Annotated in this window: 20 protein-coding genes; 15 read left to right on the plus strand and 5 right to left on the minus strand. The window is 69.8% G+C overall.

Translation table 11 applies throughout. The annotated features are described in order from the left end of the window. Position 1 precedes the first annotated feature (1 nt). On the minus strand, positions 2–691 hold the full coding sequence (locus AC3B6C_RS17985; RefSeq protein ID WP_010841462.1) for a response regulator: 690 nt from the start codon (positions 689–691) through the stop codon (positions 2–4). 140 nt (positions 692–831) lie between these two features. Here AC3B6C_RS17985 and AC3B6C_RS17990 point away from each other — a divergent pair, with 140 nt between their 5' ends. The 4 genes from AC3B6C_RS17990 to AC3B6C_RS18005 all read left to right on the plus strand — a co-directional run bounded on the left by AC3B6C_RS17990 (position 832) and on the right by AC3B6C_RS18005 (position 5,386). Beyond that, positions 832–1,839 (plus strand): acyl-ACP desaturase, encoded by a 1,008-nt coding sequence (locus AC3B6C_RS17990; protein WP_488373661.1) that lies wholly within the window; start codon positions 832–834, stop codon positions 1,837–1,839. A 63-nt stretch (positions 1,840–1,902) separates the two neighbouring features. Then, the gene (gene cobA, locus AC3B6C_RS17995) at positions 1,903–3,195 is read left to right on the plus strand and encodes a uroporphyrinogen-III C-methyltransferase (RefSeq protein ID WP_488373662.1); all 1,293 of its coding nucleotides are present in this window, start codon (positions 1,903–1,905) and stop codon (positions 3,193–3,195) included. Positions 3,196–3,265: 70 nt separating this feature from the next. Next, positions 3,266–4,816, plus strand: a complete 1,551-nt coding sequence (locus AC3B6C_RS18000; protein ID WP_010841459.1) for a DHA2 family efflux MFS transporter permease subunit — start codon at positions 3,266–3,268, stop codon at positions 4,814–4,816. A 30-nt stretch (positions 4,817–4,846) separates the two neighbouring features. Continuing rightward, positions 4,847–5,386 (plus strand): pyridoxamine 5'-phosphate oxidase family protein, encoded by a 540-nt coding sequence (locus AC3B6C_RS18005; RefSeq protein ID WP_488373663.1) that lies wholly within the window; start codon positions 4,847–4,849, stop codon positions 5,384–5,386. A 22-nt stretch (positions 5,387–5,408) separates the two neighbouring features. Here AC3B6C_RS18005 and yaaA read toward each other — a convergent pair whose 3' ends face one another. Further along, positions 5,409–6,191, minus strand: coding sequence for a peroxide stress protein YaaA (gene yaaA, locus AC3B6C_RS18010; RefSeq protein ID WP_014926502.1), 783 nt, complete (start codon positions 6,189–6,191; stop codon positions 5,409–5,411). Here yaaA and AC3B6C_RS18015 point away from each other — a divergent pair. Further along, positions 6,190–7,920, plus strand: a complete 1,731-nt coding sequence (locus AC3B6C_RS18015; protein WP_014926503.1) for a proline--tRNA ligase — start codon at positions 6,190–6,192, stop codon at positions 7,918–7,920. The two genes, yaaA and AC3B6C_RS18015, sit on opposite strands and share 2 nt — an antisense overlap. Before the next feature lie 36 nt (positions 7,921–7,956). Here AC3B6C_RS18015 and AC3B6C_RS18020 read toward each other — a convergent pair whose 3' ends face one another. Then, positions 7,957–8,442 carry a ferritin-like domain-containing protein gene (locus tag AC3B6C_RS18020; protein WP_488373664.1) on the minus strand — a complete coding sequence of 162 codons (486 nt, stop codon included), beginning with the start codon at positions 8,440–8,442 and terminating at the stop codon, positions 7,957–7,959. Beyond that, positions 8,439–9,002, minus strand: coding sequence for a hypothetical protein (locus tag AC3B6C_RS18025; protein ID WP_488373665.1), 564 nt, complete (start codon positions 9,000–9,002; stop codon positions 8,439–8,441). The genes AC3B6C_RS18020 and AC3B6C_RS18025 overlap by 4 nt, the downstream gene beginning before the upstream one ends. A gap of 96 nt (positions 9,003–9,098) precedes the next feature. On the opposite strand from AC3B6C_RS18025, the gene rimP reads away from it, so the two are divergent. From rimP to truB, 10 genes are all read left to right on the plus strand, one after another. Further along, positions 9,099–9,695: a ribosome maturation factor RimP gene (gene rimP / locus AC3B6C_RS18030; protein WP_488373666.1), complete on the plus strand. Its 597-nt coding sequence runs from the start codon at positions 9,099–9,101 to the stop codon at positions 9,693–9,695. 29 nt (positions 9,696–9,724) lie between these two features. Next, the gene (nusA, locus tag AC3B6C_RS18035) at positions 9,725–10,735 is read left to right on the plus strand and encodes a transcription termination factor NusA (RefSeq protein ID WP_010841452.1); all 1,011 of its coding nucleotides are present in this window, start codon (positions 9,725–9,727) and stop codon (positions 10,733–10,735) included. A gap of 103 nt (positions 10,736–10,838) precedes the next feature. After that, on the plus strand, positions 10,839–11,123 hold the full coding sequence (locus tag AC3B6C_RS18040; protein ID WP_083888958.1) for a YlxR family protein: 285 nt from the start codon (positions 10,839–10,841) through the stop codon (positions 11,121–11,123). Positions 11,124–11,222: 99 nt separating this feature from the next. Continuing rightward, positions 11,223–14,084: a translation initiation factor IF-2 gene (gene infB, locus AC3B6C_RS18045; RefSeq protein WP_081637175.1), complete on the plus strand. Its 2,862-nt coding sequence runs from the start codon at positions 11,223–11,225 to the stop codon at positions 14,082–14,084. 100 nt (positions 14,085–14,184) lie between these two features. Further along, entirely contained in the window at positions 14,185–14,640 is a 456-nt protein-coding gene (gene rbfA / locus AC3B6C_RS18050) for a 30S ribosome-binding factor RbfA (RefSeq protein WP_010841449.1), read from the plus strand. Beyond that, positions 14,637–15,593, plus strand: a complete 957-nt coding sequence (locus tag AC3B6C_RS18055) for a DHH family phosphoesterase (protein ID WP_488373667.1) — start codon at positions 14,637–14,639, stop codon at positions 15,591–15,593. Before rbfA ends, AC3B6C_RS18055 begins: the two co-directional genes overlap by 4 nt. A gap of 62 nt (positions 15,594–15,655) precedes the next feature. After that, on the plus strand, positions 15,656–16,966 hold the full coding sequence (locus tag AC3B6C_RS18060) for an MATE family efflux transporter (RefSeq protein WP_488376298.1): 1,311 nt from the start codon (positions 15,656–15,658) through the stop codon (positions 16,964–16,966). Between the two features lie 28 nt (positions 16,967–16,994). Further along, entirely contained in the window at positions 16,995–17,996 is a 1,002-nt protein-coding gene (locus AC3B6C_RS18065; protein WP_193363242.1) for a metallophosphoesterase family protein, read from the plus strand. Further along, a complete protein-coding gene (locus AC3B6C_RS18070) occupies positions 17,993–18,649 on the plus strand; it encodes a 4'-phosphopantetheinyl transferase family protein (RefSeq protein ID WP_014926511.1) in 657 nt (218 codons plus the stop codon). Before AC3B6C_RS18065 ends, AC3B6C_RS18070 begins: the two co-directional genes overlap by 4 nt. Before the next feature lies 1 nt (position 18,650). Further along, positions 18,651–19,550: a tRNA pseudouridine(55) synthase TruB gene (truB, locus tag AC3B6C_RS18075; RefSeq protein WP_488373668.1), complete on the plus strand. Its 900-nt coding sequence runs from the start codon at positions 18,651–18,653 to the stop codon at positions 19,548–19,550. Between the two features lie 22 nt (positions 19,551–19,572). On the opposite strand, the gene AC3B6C_RS18080 is transcribed toward truB, so the two are convergent. Beyond that, positions 19,573–20,241, minus strand: coding sequence for a metal-dependent transcriptional regulator (locus AC3B6C_RS18080; protein ID WP_010841443.1), 669 nt, complete (start codon positions 20,239–20,241; stop codon positions 19,573–19,575). Positions 20,242–20,256 lie beyond the last annotated feature (15 nt).

A 20,256-nucleotide genomic window follows, 5' to 3' on the forward strand; every position in this document is an offset into this window, starting at 1 on the left:
CTCAGGCCCTGCCGTCGCGGAGTCTGGTCGCCATCACCGCGACCTGGGTGCGTCGCTGCATGTCCAGCTTGCCCAGGATGCGGGACACGTAGTTCTTGATCGTCTTCTCCGCCAAGAACATCCGCTCGGCGATCTGCCGATTGGTCAGACCCTCGCCGATGAGGGCGAACACCTCGCGCTCCTGATGGGTCAGCTCGGCGAGCGGGTCCTTCTCGGTCTGCTTGCCGTCGCGCAGCTTGGCCAGCAGTGCGGCCGTGGACCGGTCGTCGAGCAGTGACCCACCCCGTCCGACGGTCCGGACCGCGGCGACCAGGTTGTGGCCCAGGATCTGCTTGAGGACGAATCCCGAGGCGCCGGCGAGGACCGCGGCGAGCAGCGCATCGTCGTCGGCGTAGCTCGTCAGCATCAGGCACTTGATCCCGGGTTCGGCGGCGCGCACGTCCCGGCACAGTTCGACGCCGTTGCCGTCGGGCAGCCGGACGTCGAGGACGGCGACGTCGGGTTTGGTCGCCAGGATGCCGACGAGGGCCTCGCCGACCGACGCGGCCTCGCCCACCACCTCGATGTCGTCCGCGGTCCCGAGTAGGTCGCGCAGGCCACGCCGGACGAGTTCGTGGTCGTCGACGAGGTAGGCACGAACCGGGGACGGGGTCGGACCGGTGGTGGGCGAATCCGTCGTGACAGGGGCCATGGGTCTGAAAGTACCGGATCCGACGGGTCGCCAACTCGCGACGTCGGACCCCATGCAGGCGGGACTTTTGCCTCACGAGCACCACCCGCCCCGTCGCGCAGAGTGAAACCGTACGACCCCAGCCCCGACCAGGAGAGCACGTGACAACCCTCATCGGACCCCCCGACGCCGACCTCGGCAACCCCGGCATGACCGGCTCGGACCTGCTGCGCGAACTGCTGCCGGTGTGCGAGACCGAGGTCGAGCGCCACATGAAGATGACCCGGGACTGGCACCCCCACGACTACGTGCCCTGGGACGACGGCCGCAACTTCGCGGCACTGGGCGGACACGACTGGGACCCCTCGCAATCCCGGCTCTCCGAGGTCGCCAAGGCCGCGATGATCACCAACCTGCTCACCGAGGACAACCTGCCGTCCTACCACCGGGTGATCGCCGACAACTTCACCCTCGACGACGCCTGGGGCTGGTGGGTGGGCCGCTGGACCGCCGAGGAGAACCGCCACTCGATCGTCATGCGGGACTATCTGGTGGTGACCCGTGGCGTCGACCCGGTCGAGCTCGAAGAGATCCGCATGGCGCACATGACGTCCGGATTCAACCCGTTGCCCGACGACGACGGCCAGCGCGACCACAGCTTCGACATGCTGTTCGCGGTCGCCTACGTGAGTTTCCAGGAGCTCGCCACCCGGGTGTCGCACCGCAACACCGGAAAGGCGTGCGGCGACCCGATCGCCGACCGGATGCTGCAACGTGTCGCGGCCGACGAGAACCTGCACATGCTCTTCTACCGCAACATCGTCGCCGGCGCGCTCGACCTCGTCCCCGACCAGACCATGGCCGCCATCCACGCGATCGTGACCAACTTCCAGATGCCCGGCGCGACGATGCCGAACTTCCGGCGCAATGCCGTGCTGATCGCCAAGGGCGGTATCTACGATCTGCCGCAACACATGTCGGATGTCGTCATGCCGGTCCTGCGGAAGTGGCGCATCTTCGAACGCGACGACTTCGGGCCCATCGGTGAGTACTACCGCGAACTCCTCGCGGAGTTCCTGGAGCAGATGGATGTCAAGGTGCGCAAGTTCGAGGAGTCGCGCGAACGCGCCCTGGAACGGCAGCGCGCACGCGAGCAGCGGAGACGGTGACCGACGCCGCTGCAGATCAACCGACGCCGCTGTGGATCAGCGGTCCCGGTAGTGTCAGCTCCCATGTCCGAGCCTGACTCCGCCTCGTCGAATGTCCCGGGGCCCCCGCACGTTCCCGGGCCCGACGCCTTCCCCTCCGGAGAGGGGCACTACCTGGTCGGCCTCGACCTCCGCGGACGCAGGGTCGTCGTGGTGGGTGGTGGGTCCGTCGCCCAGCGACGTCTGCCCAACCTCGTGGCGGCGGGAGCCGATGTCCACGTCGTCGCACTCGACCCGACGCCCGCCGTCGAGTCCTACCCCGGTATCACCGTCACCCAGCGTCGCTACGTCGACGGGGATCTGGAGGGCGCCTGGTACGCGATGGCCTGCACCGACGACCCCGCCGTCAACGAGGCGGTGGTCGCCGAGGCCGAGCGCAGGCACACGTTCTGCGTGCGCGCCGACGACGCCCGACACGGCACCGCGGTCACGCCGGCGTCCGGCCGCCACCGCGACGTGCAGTTCGGGGTCCTCGCCGGTGGCGACCACAAGCTGTCGGCAGCGTTGCGCGCCGCGATCAGCCGCGCGCTGGCCGACGGTTCACTGAGCGTCGACGACGCCGCCCCGCATGCCGCGGGCGTGGCCCTCGTCGGTGGCGGACCGGGTGATCCCGACCTCATCACCGTCCGTGGTCAGCGGCTCCTCGCCGAGGCCGATGTGGTGGTCGCCGACCGGCTCGCGCCCCCCGAGCTGCTCGCCGAGCTCGGCCCGCAGGTCGAGATCATCGACGCCGCCAAGGTGCCGTACGGCCGTGCGATGAAGCAGGAGGCCATCAACGACGTCCTGGTCGAGAAGGCGAAGGCGGGCAAGTTCGTCGTCCGTCTCAAGGGGGGAGACCCCTATGTCTACGGGCGGGGCTTCGAAGAACTCCAGGCCTGCGTGGCCGCCGGTGTCCCGGTGACGGTCGTCCCGGGGATCAGCAGCTCGATCGCCGCGCCGGCATCCGCGGGGATCCCGGTCACACACCGCGGGGTCACGCACGAGATCGTCATCGCCTCGGGTCACGTGCCACCCGGCCACCCGGACTCGCTGATCGACTGGTCGGCGATGGGCAAGCTGCGGGGCACCCTCGTCCTGATGATGGCCGTCGAACGCGTCGAGGTCTTCGCCCGGGCGCTGCTCGACGGCGGCCGGCGACCCGACACCCCGGTCGCGATGATCGAGAACGGATCGCTGCCGACGCAGCGGCTGCTGCGCACCGACCTCGCCCACGCCGGCGAGGTCGCCGACGCCGAGGGACTGCGGCCGCCCGCGATCGTGGTCATCGGTGACGTGGCCGCGTTCACCGAGGGAGAGCCTGACGGAATCCGGGCCTGACCGGATCCGGGCCCGACCGGATCAATGGGGATTGGCATGTGCCTGCCATCGGCCGGTACGGTCGTTCTCTATGTCGACTCCCGGATCTGCGCACACCGGAACCGTGAACACTGGAACGGTGGATACCGCGCAGTTCCGTCCGGTCTTCGGTTTGCCGATCTTGGTGCTGTCCGGGATGCAGCTGCTCGTCGTGCTCGACGGCACCGTCGCCGCGCTCGCGCTGCCGAGCATCCGCGACGCCCTCTCGCTGTCGGAGTCGAGTGCCAACTGGGTGATCAGCAGCTACGTGCTGGCGTTCGGCGGGCTCATGCTCCTCGGCGGCCGGCTCGGCGACACCTTCGGCCGCAAGCGGATGTTCATCGTCGGTGTCGTCGCCTTCACGCTCACGTCGCTGCTCTGTGGCCTGGCCTGGAACGAGGCCAGCCTGCTCGCCGGGCGAGCCCTCCAGGGTGCGTCGGCGGCCATCGCGGCGCCGACCGCGATGGCCCTGGTCGCGACCACCTTCGCACCCGGCAAACCGCGCAGCCAGGCCTTCGCCGTCTACGCGGCCATGACCGGGGTGGGGTCGGTGGCGGGGCTGATCCTCGGCGGTGTGCTGACTGAGCTGTCGTGGCGACTGGTCTTCCTGATCAACGTGCCGATCGGGTTGATCGTCGTCGTCGGAGCGTTTGTCGCGCTGCGGGAATCCCAGGGTGAACGACTGCCCCTCGACGTGCCCGGCGCGGTCCTCGGCACGCTCGGCTGCACCCTGCTCGTGCTCGCGGTGAACGAGGGGCCCAACGGCTGGACGGCGCCGGTCGTGGTCGGCTCGTTCATCCTCGGCGGCCTCGCGCTGGCGGCGTTCATCGTGGTCGAACGCCGCGCCCGGAACCCGTTGCTGCCGTTCTCGCTCTTCGACAACAGCTCCCGCGTCGCGGCGCTGCTCGCGATCCTGCTGGCCAGCATGATCATGATGTGCATGGCGGTCTTCATCTCGCTGTATCTGCAGGGCATCCTGCAGTATTCGCCGATCCAGAGCGGGCTCGCGGTCGTGCCCTTCGCGTTCGGACTGGGCATCGCCGCGGCGATCGCGTCGAAGCTGGCGCTGATGATCCAGCCGCGATGGCTCGTCCTGGTCGGCGGCGCGGTGATCCTCGTCGGCTGTCTGTACGCATCGTCGATCGCGACCGACTCGCCGGACTATTTCCCGAGCATCTTCATCCCGGTCGTCGTCATCGGCTTCGGTGTGGGTCTGGCGGTCATCCCGCTGACCCTGTCCGTGGTGGCCGGCGTGGGCACCACCGAGATCGGCCCGCTGACGGCACTGGCACAGGTCGCGCAGAACCTCGGCGGCGCCGTCGGCCTGGTCGTCGTCGGCGCGATGGTCACCTCCCGCGCGCTGTCGAAGGGTGGCACGACCGCGCCGGTGGAGACGATGAATCCCACGCAGCTCGCGGCGCAGGCCGAGGGCTACGGTCTGGCCTTCGCCGCCTGCGCCGGGATCGCCGTCCTCGCCGCGATCGTCGTGCTGTTCATGCGGTTCACGCCCGAGCAGGTCGCCGAGGGGCAGGCCGCGCAGGAAGCCGCCGACGCAGGGGTCGACGCCGAGACGAGCACCCCGGGGCCCGACACCCAGCGATGAGTTGTCGGCGGGAGCACGGTCGGTCCCTTCATGGACGCCAAGAATCTCGCTGAGCTCTACGACATCGGCACCCTCGACTGGCAGCCCGTCGCGGCGCGCCTGGCGGCCGGGGTGTCCCAGGCACCCGGCACCGGCGGCCCCGACCGGCACACGTGGTGGATCGCCACGATCAACTCCGACGGCAGCCCGCACGTCACCGGCATCGGGGCGCTGTGGCATCAGGGGGCGCTCTGGCTCCAGACCGGTCCGACGACCCGGAAGGCGAACAACCTCGCCCGCGACCCGCGCTGCACCCTGTCGGTGGCCCTCGACGTGGCCGATCTCGTCGTCGAGGGTGATGCGCGACGGGTCACCGAGCCCGGCGTCGTCGCAGAACTCGCCGAGCTGTGGGCGAACGACGGGTGGCCGTGCCGCGTCGACGAGTCCGGTATCGCACTGACCGCGGACTTCAGCGCGCCGTCGGCCGGCCCGCCGCCGTGGTGGGTCTACCGTGTGACGCCGCGTCGGGCGACCGTCCTGCAGACCGTGGAGCCCGGTGGCGCGACCCTGTTCGAGTTCGACCCCCAGTAGAGACGCACGTCCGGGGGCCGGGTCAGTCGGTCAGCACGACGATCCGGTCGGGCGCCTCGATCTCGACCCGCTGCCCGGCATCGGCGAGAACCGCGGCCACACCGTCGATGTCGCGCACGGTGCGTCGCGTACGGACCAGTTCACGAGCCATCAAGCCCTTGTAGTGCTTGTTGAAGTGGCTCACCACCTTGCGCGAACCGTCCGGTTGTTCGGTCATGACGGTCGCCGTCACCGCACCCCGTACCGGCCCGAGCTGGTGGTAGACACCCGACCGCAGATCCACGACGAAGTCGTCGACGGCGTCGAGTGCGGGGGACAGATCCGGCTTCCACAGCGACGCCAGGGTCGGCAGGCCGGGCAGCTTGGAGCCGCCGGAGAGCCGGTAAGCGGGGATCGGATCGGGTGCTCGTACCACGCCGAACAGCGCCGAACCGATCGCCAGCCGGTCGGCCGCCTTCGTCTTGCCCGCCCGGGTGAGCGACCGATGGTCGAGGGCGTCGTAGAGGACGCCGGTGTAGCGCTCGAGCGCCGGCCGGGTCGGGGACAGCCAGAGTTCGGCGTTGCGGTCGACCTCGTCGAGCTGGGTCGCGCCGAGCCCGAGGGCGGTACGACTGGCGTCGAGATCGGCGGCCAGTGCGACGAGGGCCTCGGCGAGCTGTTTGCGGATCGGGTTCAGCTCCGGGAAGGACAGCGTGTCGAGATCCAGGGGAGCCCCGCGGCCGCCGTCGGATTTCGTCTCTGAGGGAGGCAGGATGACGAGCACCGCAACACCATAACTAAGCTGGTTGGTCGTGATCACACGCATGTCGACCCTGTTCCTGCGGACCCTGCGCGACGACCCCGCCGACGCCGAGGTCCCCAGCCACAAGCTCCTGGTCAGAGCCGGCTACATCCGCCGGGTCGCGCCCGGTGTGTACTCGTGGCTGCCACTGGGTCTGCGGGTGCTCAAGGCGATCGAGAACGTCGTCCGCGAAGAGATGAACGCCATCGGCGGTCAGGAGATCCTCTTGCCGGCCCTGCTGCCGCGGGAGCCCTACGACACCACCAACCGCTGGACCGAGTACGGGGACGCGCTCTTCCGCCTCAAGGACCGCAAGGGCGCCGACATGCTCCTCGGACCGACCCACGAGGAGCTGTTCGCGACCCTGGTCAAGGGGGAGTACTCGTCCTACAAGGACATGCCGGTCATCCTGTACCAGATCCAGACCAAGTACCGCGACGAGGAGCGCCCCCGCGCGGGCATCCTCCGTGGCCGCGAGTTCGTGATGAAGGACGCCTACTCCTTCGACCTCGACGACGACGGGCTCAAGACCGCCTACAACGCGCACCGCGAGGCGTATCAGAAGATCTTCGAGCGGTTGCGGATCGAGTACGTGATCGTCGCCGCCACGTCCGGCGCCATGGGCGGCAGTGCCTCCGAGGAGTTCCTGGCCGAATCCGCGGTCGGCGAGGACACGTTCGTGCGCTGCGTGGAGTCGGGATACGCCGCCAACGTCGAGGCGGTCGTGACCCGTGCCCCCGATCCGCTGCCCTTCGACGACCTGCCCGAGGCGGTCGTCCACGACACGCCCGGCACCCCGACGATCGACACCCTGGTCGAGTGGGCGAACGCGACGCTCGACGGCCAGTACAGCGGAGCCGACACACTCAAGAACGTCCTGGTCAAACTCCGTGCACCGGGCGGGGAGTGGGAGGTCACCGGCATCGGCGTCCCGGGCGACCGCGAAGTCGACTTCAAGCGACTCGAGGCCTCCGTCGAGCCCGCCGAGGTCGAGTTGCTCACCGACGCCGACTTCGCCGCGAACCCGTTCCTGGTCAAGGGGTATATCGGTCCGAAGGCGCTGGCCGAGAACGGAATCCGATACCTCGTGGATCCGCGCGTGGTCGACGGGACCTCCTGGATCACCGGCGCGGATCAGCCGGGCCGGCACTATGTCGGGCTCGTCGCGGGGCGCGACTTCACCCCTGACGGAACGGTCGAGGCGGCCGAGGTCCGGGACGGCGATCCGTCGCCGGACGGGGCCGGACCGCTGGTGAGCGCCAAGGGCATCGAGATCGGGCACATCTTCCAGCTCGGCCGGAAGTACACCGACGCCTTCGAGGTGGACGTCCTCGGCGAGAGCGGCAAGCCGGTGCGCCTCACGCAGGGTTCCTACGGTGTCGGGGTGTCGCGCCTGGTCGCGGTCATCGCCGAGCAGTCCCACGACGACAAAGGGCTGCGCTGGCCGAAGTCGGTGGCGCCGTTCGCCGTTCACCTCGTCATCGCCAACAAGGACGCCGCCGCCGTCGCGGGTGCCGAGCAGCTCGCCGCCGACCTCGACGCGGCCGGTCTCGAAGTACTCCTCGACGACCGGAAGGCGTCGCCCGGGGTGAAGTTCAAGGACGCCGAACTCCTCGGCATGCCGACCGTCGTGGTCGTCGGCCGCGGATATGCCAACGGCACCATCGAGATCCGGGACCGGTTCACCGGTGAGGCCACCGAGGTCGCCGTCGACGCCGCGGTCGACGCGGTGGTGGGGGCCGCCCGCGCCTGATCGATCAGGCGCACCCGTTCGTTCGGGTCTGCCCGGCTACCCGTTCGCGGGAGACCCCGGGAACGCCACCGTGACCGGGCTCTCCTGGAGGACCACCCGCCACCGGGCGGCGCGCACGGCGCTCTCCGAGAGCCCGTCGACGCCGATCCGGCGTCCGGTCTCGTCGTCGGCCTGCTCGAGCAGGGCGCGATAGGCCACCGTGCAGTCGATCTCGGCGCCGAGTGCCGCGCGGGCCGCGGTGGTCGGGTCGGTGACCTCGACGCCGAGTGTGTAGCCGGCGGCGGCCAGCGGTGGCGTGTTCCCCGCCGCCTCGATCGCCCGCTCGATCTCGTCGCGGCGGGCCCGGTGCGCGTCCGCGTAGTCGGCGACGGTGCGTCGGCGCGATGCGGCGACGAAGGCGGTGATGACGCCGTAGGTGAAGACGGCGGCGTTCTCCGCCTCGGCGGCGACGGCGAGCGGATCGTCGGGATCCGCTTGCTGCACCGCGGAGTTCGGCGCCGGTGTGTTCAGTGGTGAGGTCATGCCAGTTGCACCTGTCGCATCGATGTGACCGCGGCGGCGACGGAACCCGTCAGCCCGGAGGCGTACCCGCCGGCGGAGAGCGCGACCGCGCGGGCCTGCCCGGCCGCGGCGTCGAGATCGGCGCGTAATCGCGCCAGTGACGGCGGGGCCGACGGGGCGCCCGCCGCCGAGGTCGAGGCGGTGGCCGAGGTGACCGGACGATCGAGGGTCGCGGCGACGTCCTGGTCGAGCCGGATGATCTCCTCGCGGAGTGCGCGTGCGTGCTGTGCGCGTTGGTCGGCCACGACCGAGAGAGCGGTCGCGTAGGTGGGCTCGACGGCGACCAGGGTGCGCGCGGTGCTCTCGTCGGCGTTCGCCGACCGCACCAGGGGCACGAGGGTTTCGGCGAGGAGTGTCTCCGCGGAGGGTGACGACTCGCAACCGGTCAGTCCGACGCCGGCCGCTCCGGCACCGACGACGGCGGCGCCCGCAAGGAGTCCGCCCCGCAACGCGGTGCGCCTGTCGATCGGGTGCCGCACGGTCCGTCGCTCGATCGGGGGCATGCTCACCCGGGACATCATGCCAGCAGTTCTCCGTCCGATCGATCCACTACGATGTTCGGAGCAACGTCGTGCGACACCCGGCACGGCCCGACAACTGAAGACGAGGGGAGTGGCATGCCGATCAGCCCGACGCACGTGAGCGAACTCGTCCAAAAGCTTGTCGCCGAACGGGGATTCGACCTCGAGGACGTCACGGTGCGCACTCGCGACGGCCAGGAGGAACTGTCGATCGTGGTCGACCGCGACGGCGGTGGCGACCTCGACGTCCTCGCCGGGCTCAGCGCCGAGATCTCCGACCTCCTCGACGCCACTCCCGCATTCGCCGATCTCGCGTACGTGCTCGAGGTGACCTCGCGCGGCGTCGAGAGCCCGCTGACCCTGCCCCGGCACTGGCGCCGCAACACCGGTCGCCGGGTGGTCATCGAGATCGACGGGGACCCGTCATCGGAGGCGCGCACCGTCACCGGCCGAATCGGCAGGCTGCGCGCCGATCTGGCGCCGGCGGTCGAGGTGGTGGTGAACCACAAGGGGCGGATCGCGGTCGAGTCCGTCGACCTCGAGTCCGTGACCAGGGCCGTGGTGCAGGTGGACTTCTCCCAGCCGAGCGTCCGCGAACTGGAACTGTGCGGACTGGAACCGGACGAGATCGAGCTCCGCCGCGCGCCCGCCGCGGCGCGGCCGCTGAAGACCACAAATGAACACGACAAATGAACACGACAAGTGAATAGGAGACCGACGACATGAACATCGACATCGCCGCCCTGCGCATGATCGAAGCCGACAAGGGCATCTCGATCGAGACCGTCATCACCGCCATCGAGACCGCGTTGCTGACCGCCTACCGGCACACCGACGGATTCGCCCCGCACGCCCGCGTCGACGTCAACCGCAAGACCGGTGCCGTGCGTGTGATGGCGCAGGAGGTCGATCAGGACGGGAACGTCGTCCACGAGTGGGACGACACACCCGAGGGGTTCGGCCGCATCGCGGCGACCACCGCGCGGCAGGTCATCCTCCAGCGTCTGCGCGACGCGGAGAACGAGAAGAACTTCGGCGACCTCGTCGCCCACGAGGGTGAGATCGTCGGCGGCGTCGTGCAGCAGGACTCGCGTGCCAACGCCCGCGGGATGGTCGTCGTCCAGATCGGCAGCGACGCCAACTCCACCGAGGGGATCATCCCGCCCGCCGAACAGGTGCCCGGCGAGGTCTACACCCATGGCGACCGGATCAAGTGCTACGTCGTCGGTGTCAGCCGTGGAGCACGCGGGCCGCAGATCACCCTGTCGCGGACCCACCCGAACCTGGTGCGCAAGCTGTTCTCGCTCGAGGTGCCCGAGATCGAGGACGGGAGTGTCGAGATCGTCGCCGTGGCGCGCGAGGCAGGCCACCGGTCGAAGATCGCCGTGCACACCGGGGTCTCCGGTCTCAACGCCAAGGGCGCCTGCATTGGGCCGATGGGCCAGCGCGTGCGCAACGTGATGAGCGAGCTCGCCGGCGAGAAGATCGACATCATCGACTTCGACTCCGATCCGGCGGCCTTCGTCGGGAATGCGCTGTCGCCCGCGAAGGTTGTGTCGGTGACGGTCGTCGACGCCGAGCTCAAGGCCGCACGGGTCGTCGTGCCGGATTACCAGCTCTCGCTGGCGATCGGCAAGGAGGGCCAGAACGCCCGGCTCGCCGCCCGGCTGACCGGGTGGCGGATCGACATCCGGTCCGACGCCGCGCCGGCCCCCGAGGCCGGGTCGGAATGACGCGCGCAGCGGCCGATTGTCCTCGGCCCGCCCGCTCGCGCTAGACTGATCGATGGTTCAGCGATCCGCCCCCAGGTCGCCGACCGGTGGCACACCCGTCCGGATGTGCATCGGTTGTCGGCAGCGGGCAGAGGCCGACGAGTTGGTCCGTGTGGTCGCGCAGTTGCGCGGTGACACCCCGACAGTCGTGGTCGATCCCGCGAAGACCATGCCGGGGCGAGGCGCGTGGCTGCACGTGCGGGCGGAGTGCATCTCCACCGCGACGCGACGCCGGGCCTTCGCCACGGCACTCCGGACCCCCGGTCTGACCGTGGACCCGGACGATCTCACCGAACAGCTCGGCGCGATCACCCACCAGAGGAAGGCTCCCCGGAGCCGGAACAGGTAGCAGAAGACATGAGCACACCGTGAAGTCACGATGAGCATGTACCGGACATAAATCGAGGCCGTAGCGGGTGAGCCGCTTGGCCTCCAAGTGAGGAGAGCAGTGGCAGGCAAAGCCCGCGTGCACGAACTGGCCAAAGAGCTCGGCGTCACGAGCAAGCAGGTGCTCGAGCGTCTGAAGGAGCAAGGCGAGTTCGTCAAATCGGCGTCGTCGACGGTAGAGGCCCCCGTGGCCCGTCGACTGCGTGAATCGTTCCCCGGCAAGGACGGGGCGGCCAAGGACTCCAAGTCCGCGGCGCCCGGCCCGCGCCAGGGTGCCAAGCCCGGACCCAAGCCGTCCGGCGGCACCAACGCACCGAAGCCCGGTGCATCCGCAACCCCGGCGGCGCCAGCCGCCGATCGCCCGAGCCCCGGTCCCCGTACCAGCGGCCCGAAGCCGGGCGCCCCCAAGCCGGCTCCCGCACCGGTGGAGACCCCGGCACCGGCACCCGCCGCCCCCGCGGCGGAACGTCCCAGCCCGAAGCCCGCCCCGGCGGCACCCGCCCCGCAGGCCCCGGCCGCGTCGGCAGCACCGTCTGCCCCGGCGTCGACCCCGGGTCCGCGTCCCGGCCCGAAGCCGGGTCCGCGCACGCCGCGGGTGGGCAACAACCCGTATTCGTCGGCACCGGCTCCCGCGCCGCGTCCGGCTGCCCGTCCCGGTCCGGGACAGGGTGGTCCGCGTCCCGGTGGTGGTCGTCCCGGCCCGTCCGGTCAGGGTGGTCCCCGTCCCGGTGGCGGTCGTCCCGCTCCCGGCCAGGGCGGTCCCCGTCCCAATCCCGGCAACATGCCCCCGCGTCCGAGTCCCGGCGCCATGCCGTCTCGCGCGGCCCGTCCTGACGCCCGCCCGGGTGGTCGTGGCGGTGCCGGCGGAGGCCGTGGTGGCCCCGGCGGCGGCGGTGGCGGCTACCGCGGTGGCGGCGGCGGAACCGGCGCACCGGGAGGTCCTCCCGGTGGCGGCTTCCGCGGTCGTCCCGGCGGCGGTGGCGGTGGCGGCCGTGGACGCGGCGGCGCAGCAGGCGCCTTCGGTCGTCCCGGTGGCGCACCTCGTCGCGGTCGCAAGTCGAAGCGGGCGAAACGCGCCGAGTACGAGAACATGCAGGCGCCGGCCGTCGGTGGCGTCCGGCTGCCGCGCGGCAACGGTGAGGTCATCCGCCTCGCCCGCGGCGCGTCGCTCTCGGACTTCGCCGACAAGATCGACGCCAACCCGGCATCGCTGGTCCAGGCGCTGTTCAACCTCGGTGAGATGGTCACGGCGACCGAGTCGGTCAACGACGAGACGCTGGAGCTGCTCGGCTCGGAGATGAACTACCGCGTCCAGGTGGTCAGCCCCGAGGACGAGGACCGTGAGCTCCTCGACAGCTTCGACCTCACCTACGGCGAGGACGAGGGCGGCGAGGAAGACCTCGAACAGCGTCCCCCGGTGGTCACCGTCATGGGCCACGTCGATCACGGTAAGACCCGACTGCTCGACACGATCCGTAAGGCCAACGTCCGTGAGGGCGAGGCCGGCGGCATCACTCAGCACATCGGTGCCTACCAGGTGAACACCCACCTCAACGGTGAGGATCGCCTGATCACCTTCATCGACACCCCGGGTCACGAGGCGTTCACCGCCATGCGTGCCCGCGGTGCCAAGGCGACCGACATCGCGATCCTCGTGGTCGCCGCCGACGACGGCGTCATGCCGCAGACGGTGGAGGCGGTCAACCACGCCCAGGCGGCCGACGTGCCGATCGTGGTCGCGGTGAACAAGATCGACAAGGAAGGCGCCGATCCGCAGAAGATCCGCGGGCAGCTGACCGAATACGGTCTGATCCCCGAGGAGTACGGCGGCGACGCCATGTTCGTCGACATCTCGGCCAAGCAGGGCGAGAACATCGACGCGCTGCTCGAGGCCGTCCTGCTCACCGCGGACGCGTCACTCGATCTGCGTGCCAACCCGGACATGGACGCCCAGGGTGTCGCCATCGAGGCGCATCTCGACCGCGGCCGTGGCCCGGTGGCGACCGTGCTGGTCCAGCGCGGCACGCTGAAGGTCGGCGACTCGATCGTCGCCGGTGACGCCTACGGACGTGTTCGCCGCATGGTCGACGAACACGGCGAGGACGTCCCCGAGGCGCTGCCGTCGCGTCCGGTCCAGGTCATCGGTTTCACCTCGGTCCCCGGCGCAGGCGACAACCTGCTCGTGGTCGAGGAGGACCGGATCGCCCGGCAGATCGCCGACCGGCGCAACGCGCGCAAGCGCAACGCGCTGGCCGCACGCAGCCGCAAGCGGATCAGCCTGGAAGACCTGGATTCGGCGCTCAAGGAGACGAGCCAGCTCAACCTCATCCTCAAGGGTGACAACTCGGGTACGGTCGAGGCCCTCGAAGAGGCCTTGCTGAACATCGAGATGGGCGACGAGGTCTCGCTGCGCATCATCGACCGCGGTGTCGGTGGCGTCACCGAGACCAACGTCAACCTGGCGGCGGCCTCGGATGCGATCATCATCGGCTTCAACGTCCGTGCGGAGGGAAAGGCCACCGAGCTGGCCAACCGCGAGGGCGTCGACATCCGGTACTACTCGGTGATCTACCAGGCCATCGACGAGATCGAGAGCGCGCTCAAGGGCATGCTCAAGCCGATCTACGAAGAGGTGGAGCTCGGCCGCGCCGAGATCCGCGCGATCTTCAAGTCGTCGAAGGTCGGCAACATCGCCGGTTGTCTCGTGCAGTCGGGCGTCATGCGGCGTAACGCCAAGGCCCGCCTGCTGCGCGACAACGTCGTGGTCGCCGAGAATCTCACCGTGTCCTCGCTCAAACGCGAGAAGGACGATGCCACCGAGGTTCGCGAAGGCTACGAATGTGGTCTCACGCTGACCTACTCGGACATCAAGGTGGACGACGTGATCGAGACCTACGAGCTGCGGGAGAAGCCGCGCGACTGATCGCGGCAGCGACCGAACTCGTACGACATCTCGACAGCTGTGGTGCGCGCCGACCGGATTCCGGTCGGCGCGCACGCAGCGCTATGGAAGGAGTCCTGGAATGGCTGATCCAGCACGGGCGCAGCGCATGGCGAAGCGGATCTCGACGATCGTCGCGTCGGCGATCGCGCACGAGATCAAGGATCCGCGCCTGACACATGTGACGGTCACCGACGCCCGGGTGACCAACGATCTCCACGACGCGACGATCTACTACACCGTCATGGGTGAATCCATCGACGCCGAACCGGATTACGAGGCTGCGGCCGCCGGTCTGGCGAAGGCGACCGGTGTGCTGCGGTCGAAGGTGGGCGCGGGCACCGGGGTGCGTTTCACGCCGACCCTGCGTTTCGTCCTCGACACGGTGCCGGATGCCGCGCGTCAGATGGAGGAGCTCGTCGCCCGAGCCCGCGCGAACGACGAACTCGTCGCCCGGCGTGCCGCCGAGGCGAAGCCGGCGGGGGACTCGGACCCGTACCGCTCGGCCGACGACGACGCCACCGGTATCGAAGAGTGAGCGGTTCGTCGAGCGCGGCGATCGCCGCGACGCTGGCCTCCGCGACCGCGGTGACCATCTGCTGTCACGTCCGCCCCGATGCGGACACGATCGGCAGCGGTCTGGCGCTGGCGCTGGCACTCGACCGCCGGGGTGTCGACGTCGAGGTCTCCTATCCGGGGGCCGAGCAGCTCCCGGCCTCGCTCGCCGGACTACCGGGCGGCAAGCTGTTGTGCTCGCCCGCGCAGGTCGTCGGGCACCCGCTGGTGGTGGCGGTCGATGCCGCCAATCTCGAGCGGCTCGACTCCCTCGGTGCGACGTTCACCGCGGCGCAGACCTCGATCGTGATCGACCACCATGCGTCGAATCCCGGTTTCGGGGACCTCGACCTGGTCGATCCGGCCGCCGACTGTACCGCCGTACTGGTGCTCGATGTCCTCGACGACATGGGCGTCGAGCTCGACGCCGACATCGCCACCTGCATCTACGCCGGACTCAGCACCGACACCGGCTCGTTCCGGTGGGCCCGACCGGCGTCGTTCCGCGTCGCGGCCCGGTTGTTGGAGACCGGTGTCGACGCGCGCCGGTGGAGCCGCATCCTCTTCGATTCGCATCCGTTCGCGTGGTTCTCGATGATGTCGGGCGTCCTGGCGTCCGCACAGCTCGTGCCGGCCGCGTGCAACGGCGAGGGGCTCGTCTACGCCGTCGTCGACCAGCAGGCGCTGGCCGGGATGAGCTGGGAGGAGTCCGAGAGCGTTGTGGACACGATCCGGACCGCGCGCGAGGCCGAGGTGGCCGCGGTGTTCAAGGAAGGCGAGCCGGGCGTCTGGACGGTCTCGCTGCGATCCAAGGACAGCGTCGACCTCGTCCCGATCGCGCGGGCGCACGGTGGTGGTGGGCATCGTCAGGCCTCGGGCTACAGCGACACCGGTACCGCCGACGAAGTGGTCGCCAGGTTGCTGGAGTCGCTCTGAACCTCGCTCGGCAGCCCGACAGCGGAGATTCCGATTCCGCGGACGCTCCCGGGGTCGCGCGTATCGCCACCCTCACCGTCTCGGCGCTCGCGGTCCTCATCGCACCTCCGCTGTACCTTCTGCTCGACCTGGCCGTCGTGGGACGCCTGGGCGGCGAACAGCTGGCTGCTCTCGGTGTGGGCACCCTGGTGCTCTCGATCGTCAGTACCCAGCTGACCTTCCTGTCCTACGGCACCACCGCCCGCTCCGCGCGACGATTCGGTTCCGGTGATCGGTCCGGTGCGGTCGTCGAAGGCGTGCAGGCGAGCTGGATCGCGGTCGCGGTCGGCGTCCTGATCGTCGCCGTGGCGTATCCGTGCGCACCGGTGGTGATGCGCCTGCTCGTCGGGACGTCGTCACCGGAATCGGCCGCGGTCGCCGAGGACGCGGCCGGCTGGCTGCGGATCGCGATGTTCGGTGTCCCGCTGATCCTGCTGTCGATGGCGGGCAACGGGTGGATGCGGGGAGTGCAGGACACCCGCCGCCCGGTCGTCTACGTGGTGGTCGGCCTGTCGCTGGCCGCGGTGCTCGTCGTCGGACTGGTCCACGGCATCGGCCCGTTCCCGCGACTGGGACTGGACGGCAGCGCGGTGGCCAATGTGATCGGACAGGGCGTGACCGGGGTGTTGTTCGCCGTGCGGGTGGTCCGCGAGGCGCATAAACGCGCCTTTGCGCCGGACTGGTCGATCATCCGCGCCCAGCTGGTCATGGCGCGCGATCTGGTGGTGCGCAGTCTGTCGTTCCAGGTCTGTTTCGTCTCGGCGGCCGCGGTCGCCGCGCGCTTCGGGGTCGCCCAGGTGGCCGCTCATCAGCTGGTGCTGCAGCTGTGGGAGTTCATGGCGTTGTTCCTCGACTCGCTGGCCATCGCCGCCCAGGCGCTGGTGGGGGCCGCGCTCGGTGCGGGCCGGCTCGGCGCCGCCGACTCCGTCGCCCGGCGTGTCACCGCGGTCTCGGTGGTCGCCGCCACCGCGATGGGTGCCGTCTTCGCGGCCGGCGCGACGCTGATTCCGCGCATCTTCACATCCGACGCCGCTGTCCTCGACGCCGTCGGCGTGCCGTGGTGGTTCTTCGTCGGCATGCTGCCGATCGCCGGGGTGGTCTTCGCTCTCGACGGCGTACTCCTCGGCAGTGGCGACGCCGCCTTCCTGCGCACGGCGACACTCACCGGCGCCCTGGTCGGCTTCCTGCCGTTGATCTGGCTGTCGCTGGTGTTCGACTGGGGTCTGGCGGGGATCTGGTCGGGTCTGGTGGTGTTCATGCTGGTCCGGCTGGCGACCGTGGTGTGGCGGATCCGCTCCGGCCGGTGGCGTCGGGCAGGTGCGGTCCGCGCCTGACCGCGGCCCTCTGGCACGATGGATCCTCGTGGCTACTCTGTGGGCGATCAGCGATCTGCACATCGCACATCGGGGCAACGAGCACATCATCGACAGCATCCGGCCGACCTCGCCGGACGACTGGCTCATCGTCGCCGGTGATGTCGCCGAACGCACCGACGACATCGTCGACACCCTGCGTCGTCTGCGGGCGCGGTTCGCCACCGTGGTGTGGGTGCCGGGCAATCACGAGCTGTACACGACGGCCAAGGACCCGCTGCAGGTGTTCGGGGTCGCGCGGTACGACTACCTCGTGCAGGCCTGCCGCGACGTCGGTGTCGTCACCCCGGAGGACATCTATCCGCTGTTCGATCCGGGCGACGGCTCCGATCCGGTCCGCGTCGTCCCGATGTTCCTGCTCTACGACTACACCTTTCGCCCGGAGGGCACGGCCAACAAACTGACCGCGCTCGCGCTCGCCCGGGAACGCAATGTGGTGGCGACCGACGAGTTCCTGCTGTCGCCGGAGCCGTTCCCCACCCGCGACGCCTGGGGACGGGCGAGGATCGAGATCACCCGGCGCCGGCTGCAGGCCATCGATCCGGCCGAGAAGACCATCCTCGTCAACCACTGGCCGCTGCGTCGTGAGCCGTGCGACGCGCTGTTCTACCCGGAGTTCGCGCTGTGGTGCGGCAGCGAACTCACGGCCGACTGGCACACCGAGTTCAACGCGGCCTGCTGCGTGTACGGGCACCTGCACATCCCGAGGACCACCTGGTACGACGGCATCCGGTTCGAGGAGGTGTCGGTCGGCTACCCGCGTGAATGGAAGCGTCGCGGACTCCCGAACCCGCTGATGCGCAACATCGTCCCGGGGGACGGACTCGGTGCGGCGGATCTGCCCGAGCACGGGGTCCGGTTCGATCTGCCGCCGGACTATGCCGAACGGGCCGCCGAGTTCCGGCAGCGCGTCGAGCAGCGGCAGGCGGAGCGCCGATCGCGACAGGCCGATCGAGAGGCGCAACGGCAAGCACGAGAGGACAACCGATGATCGAGCAACTCCTGCCGGCGGGCGTCGCCTCGGCGGAGGCGTTCGCCGACCCGCCGGGTCTGGTCCTGCTGCCCGCCGAACAGAGCCTGATCTCCCGAGCGGTGGAGAAACGTCGCCGCGAGTTCACCACCGTCCGGCACTGCGCCCGGCAGGCGCTGGGCGAGCTCGGCCACGAGCCGGTCCCGATCCTCAAGGGCGACAAGGGGGCACCCGTCTGGCCGGCCGGGATCGTGGGGAGCCTCACCCACTGCGACGGCTATCGTGCCGCGACCGTGGCGTACGCGCTGTCGGTGCGTTCTCTCGGTATCGACGCCGAGCCCCACGACAGCCTCCCCGACGGCGTGCTCGAGCACACCAGCCTGCCGGCCGAGCGGGAGGTCCTCGCGACGCGGTCGGGCGACCTGCACTGGGACCGGTTGCTGTTCTGTGCCAAGGAGGCCACCTACAAGGCATGGTTCCCGGTCGCCAAGCGCTGGCTGGGTTTCGAGGACGCCCACATCACCTTCGAGCAGTCCACCCCGACGTCGGGCACGTTCACCTCGCGGATCCTCATCGATCCGGCCGCTGCGGACGGCGGGCCGCCGCTGCTCGAATTCTCCGGGCGCTGGCTGGTCGATCGCGGCATCATCACCACCACGATCGCGCTGACCTGACGTGGCCGACGCAACCATCGAGAACGCCGGCCTGCTCGTCGTCGACAAGCCCGCCGGGATGACCAGTCACGACGTCGTCTCGCGCTGCCGGAAGATCTTCAACACCCGCCGCGTCGGGCACGCGGGCACGCTGGACCCGATGGCGACCGGCGTATTGGTCGTCGGGATCGAGAGGGCGACAAAGCTTCTCGGCCTGTTGTCGCTGACGACGAAGTCCTACACCGCGACGATCCGGCTCGGTGCGTCCACGACGACCGACGACCGCGAGGGCGAGGTCATCTCCACCGCCGACGCGTCCGGACTCTCCGACGCCGAGATCGCCAAGGGGGTGGCCGATCTCACCGGCGACATCGAGCAGGTCCCGGCGAAGGTCAGCGCGATCAAGGTCGACGGCCGTCGCGCGCACGCGCTGGTGCGCACGGGCACCGACTTCGACCTCGCGGCGCGTCCGGTCACCGTGTCCCGCTTCGAGGTGCTCGACACCCGGCGCGACGGGACCTTCGTCGATCTCGCTGTGGTGGTGGACTGTTCGTCGGGCACCTACATCCGGTCACTGGCACGCGATCTGGGTGCCGCACTCGGCATCGGCGGGCATCTGACCGAACTCCGGCGGACCGCCGTCGGCCCGTTCACGCTCGACCACGCACGCACGCTCGACGACGTGCGCGACGAGCCGCATGTCAGCCTCGACATCGACGAGGCGGTCAAGATCTCGTTCCCGCGCCGGGACATCGACGACGACGAAGCCGAGTCGATCAGCCAGGGACGATGGCTGGAGCCGATCGGCCGGAAAGAGATCTATGTGGTCGTCGACCCGCGGGAACAGGCGATCGCGCTGATCCAGGAGAAGGGTCGCCGCGCGAGCTCGGTCATGGTGGTCCGGCCGGCGACCCTGCGCTGACGCCCGGTCGTCGGTCGGACGGTCAGGACCGCGGGACGACGAAGATGGCCCGCGCGGCGATGTCGCCGAGATCGATCGGATCGGCGTCGTCGAGCGACACCGAGATCGTCCCCGCGAAGGGACGTTTCTCGGCGACGGTCACCACGCAGTCGAGCGCGACGCCCACCTGGTCGAAGTAGCGCAGCATCTCGGGATCGGTGTCGGAGATCCGGGCGATGGCGCCGGACGCCCCGACCTCCAGGTCGGCGAGCAGCGCCGCATCCGGCGCGGGGATCGAGCCGTCCAGTGCGGGGATGGGGTCGCCGTGCGGATCCCGGTCGGGGAAGCCGAGTTTCGCGTCGAGCCGAGCCATGAGGCGGTCGGACACCGCGTGCTCGAGGATCTCCGCCTCGTCGTGCACCTCGTCCCACCGGTATCCGAGTTCGCGGACGAGAAAGGTCTCGAGCAGACGATGACGACGCACCATCAGGATGGCCGCGGACCGGCCCTCGTCGGTGAGTGTGACCGCGCCGTACGGTTCGTGCGAGACGAAGCCCTGGTCGGCGAGTTTGCGGATCGCCTCCGAGGCGGTGGATGCGGACACGCCGAGCGACTGGGCCAGCAGCTTGGTGGTGACCTTGACGTCTTCCCACTCCTGGCTGGTCCAGATCACTTTCAGATAGTCCTGGGTCACCTGTGACAGTTCTGTCACCGGACGATCCGATCC

The sequence above is a fragment of the Gordonia sp. 11cp genome, from assembly GCF_057767225.1.

Excerpts from the sequence above, each read along its gene's own strand:
- AC3B6C_RS18025 (WP_488373665.1), bottom strand. The coding sequence starts at position 9,002 with ATGATGTCCCGGGTGAGCATGCCCCCGATCGAGCGACGGACCGTGCGG.
- AC3B6C_RS18070 (WP_014926511.1), top strand. The coding sequence starts at position 17,993 with ATGATCGAGCAACTCCTGCCGGCGGGCGTCGCCTCGGCGGAGGCGTTC.
- rimP (WP_488373666.1), top strand. The coding sequence starts at position 9,099 with ATGCCGATCAGCCCGACGCACGTGAGCGAACTCGTCCAAAAGCTTGTC.
- AC3B6C_RS18005 (WP_488373663.1), top strand. The coding sequence starts at position 4,847 with ATGGACGCCAAGAATCTCGCTGAGCTCTACGACATCGGCACCCTCGAC.
- AC3B6C_RS17985 (WP_010841462.1), bottom strand. The coding sequence starts at position 691 with ATGGCCCCTGTCACGACGGATTCGCCCACCACCGGTCCGACCCCGTCC.
- AC3B6C_RS18015 (WP_014926503.1), top strand. The coding sequence starts at position 6,190 with ATGTCGACCCTGTTCCTGCGGACCCTGCGCGACGACCCCGCCGACGCC.
- yaaA (WP_014926502.1), bottom strand. The coding sequence starts at position 6,191 with ATGCGTGTGATCACGACCAACCAGCTTAGTTATGGTGTTGCGGTGCTC.
- AC3B6C_RS18020 (WP_488373664.1), bottom strand. The coding sequence starts at position 8,442 with ATGACCTCACCACTGAACACACCGGCGCCGAACTCCGCGGTGCAGCAA.
- nusA (WP_010841452.1), top strand. The coding sequence starts at position 9,725 with ATGAACATCGACATCGCCGCCCTGCGCATGATCGAAGCCGACAAGGGC.
- rbfA (WP_010841449.1), top strand. The coding sequence starts at position 14,185 with ATGGCTGATCCAGCACGGGCGCAGCGCATGGCGAAGCGGATCTCGACG.
- cobA (WP_488373662.1), top strand. The coding sequence starts at position 1,903 with ATGTCCGAGCCTGACTCCGCCTCGTCGAATGTCCCGGGGCCCCCGCAC.
- AC3B6C_RS18000 (WP_010841459.1), top strand. The coding sequence starts at position 3,266 with ATGTCGACTCCCGGATCTGCGCACACCGGAACCGTGAACACTGGAACG.
- AC3B6C_RS18040 (WP_083888958.1), top strand. The coding sequence starts at position 10,839 with ATGTGCATCGGTTGTCGGCAGCGGGCAGAGGCCGACGAGTTGGTCCGT.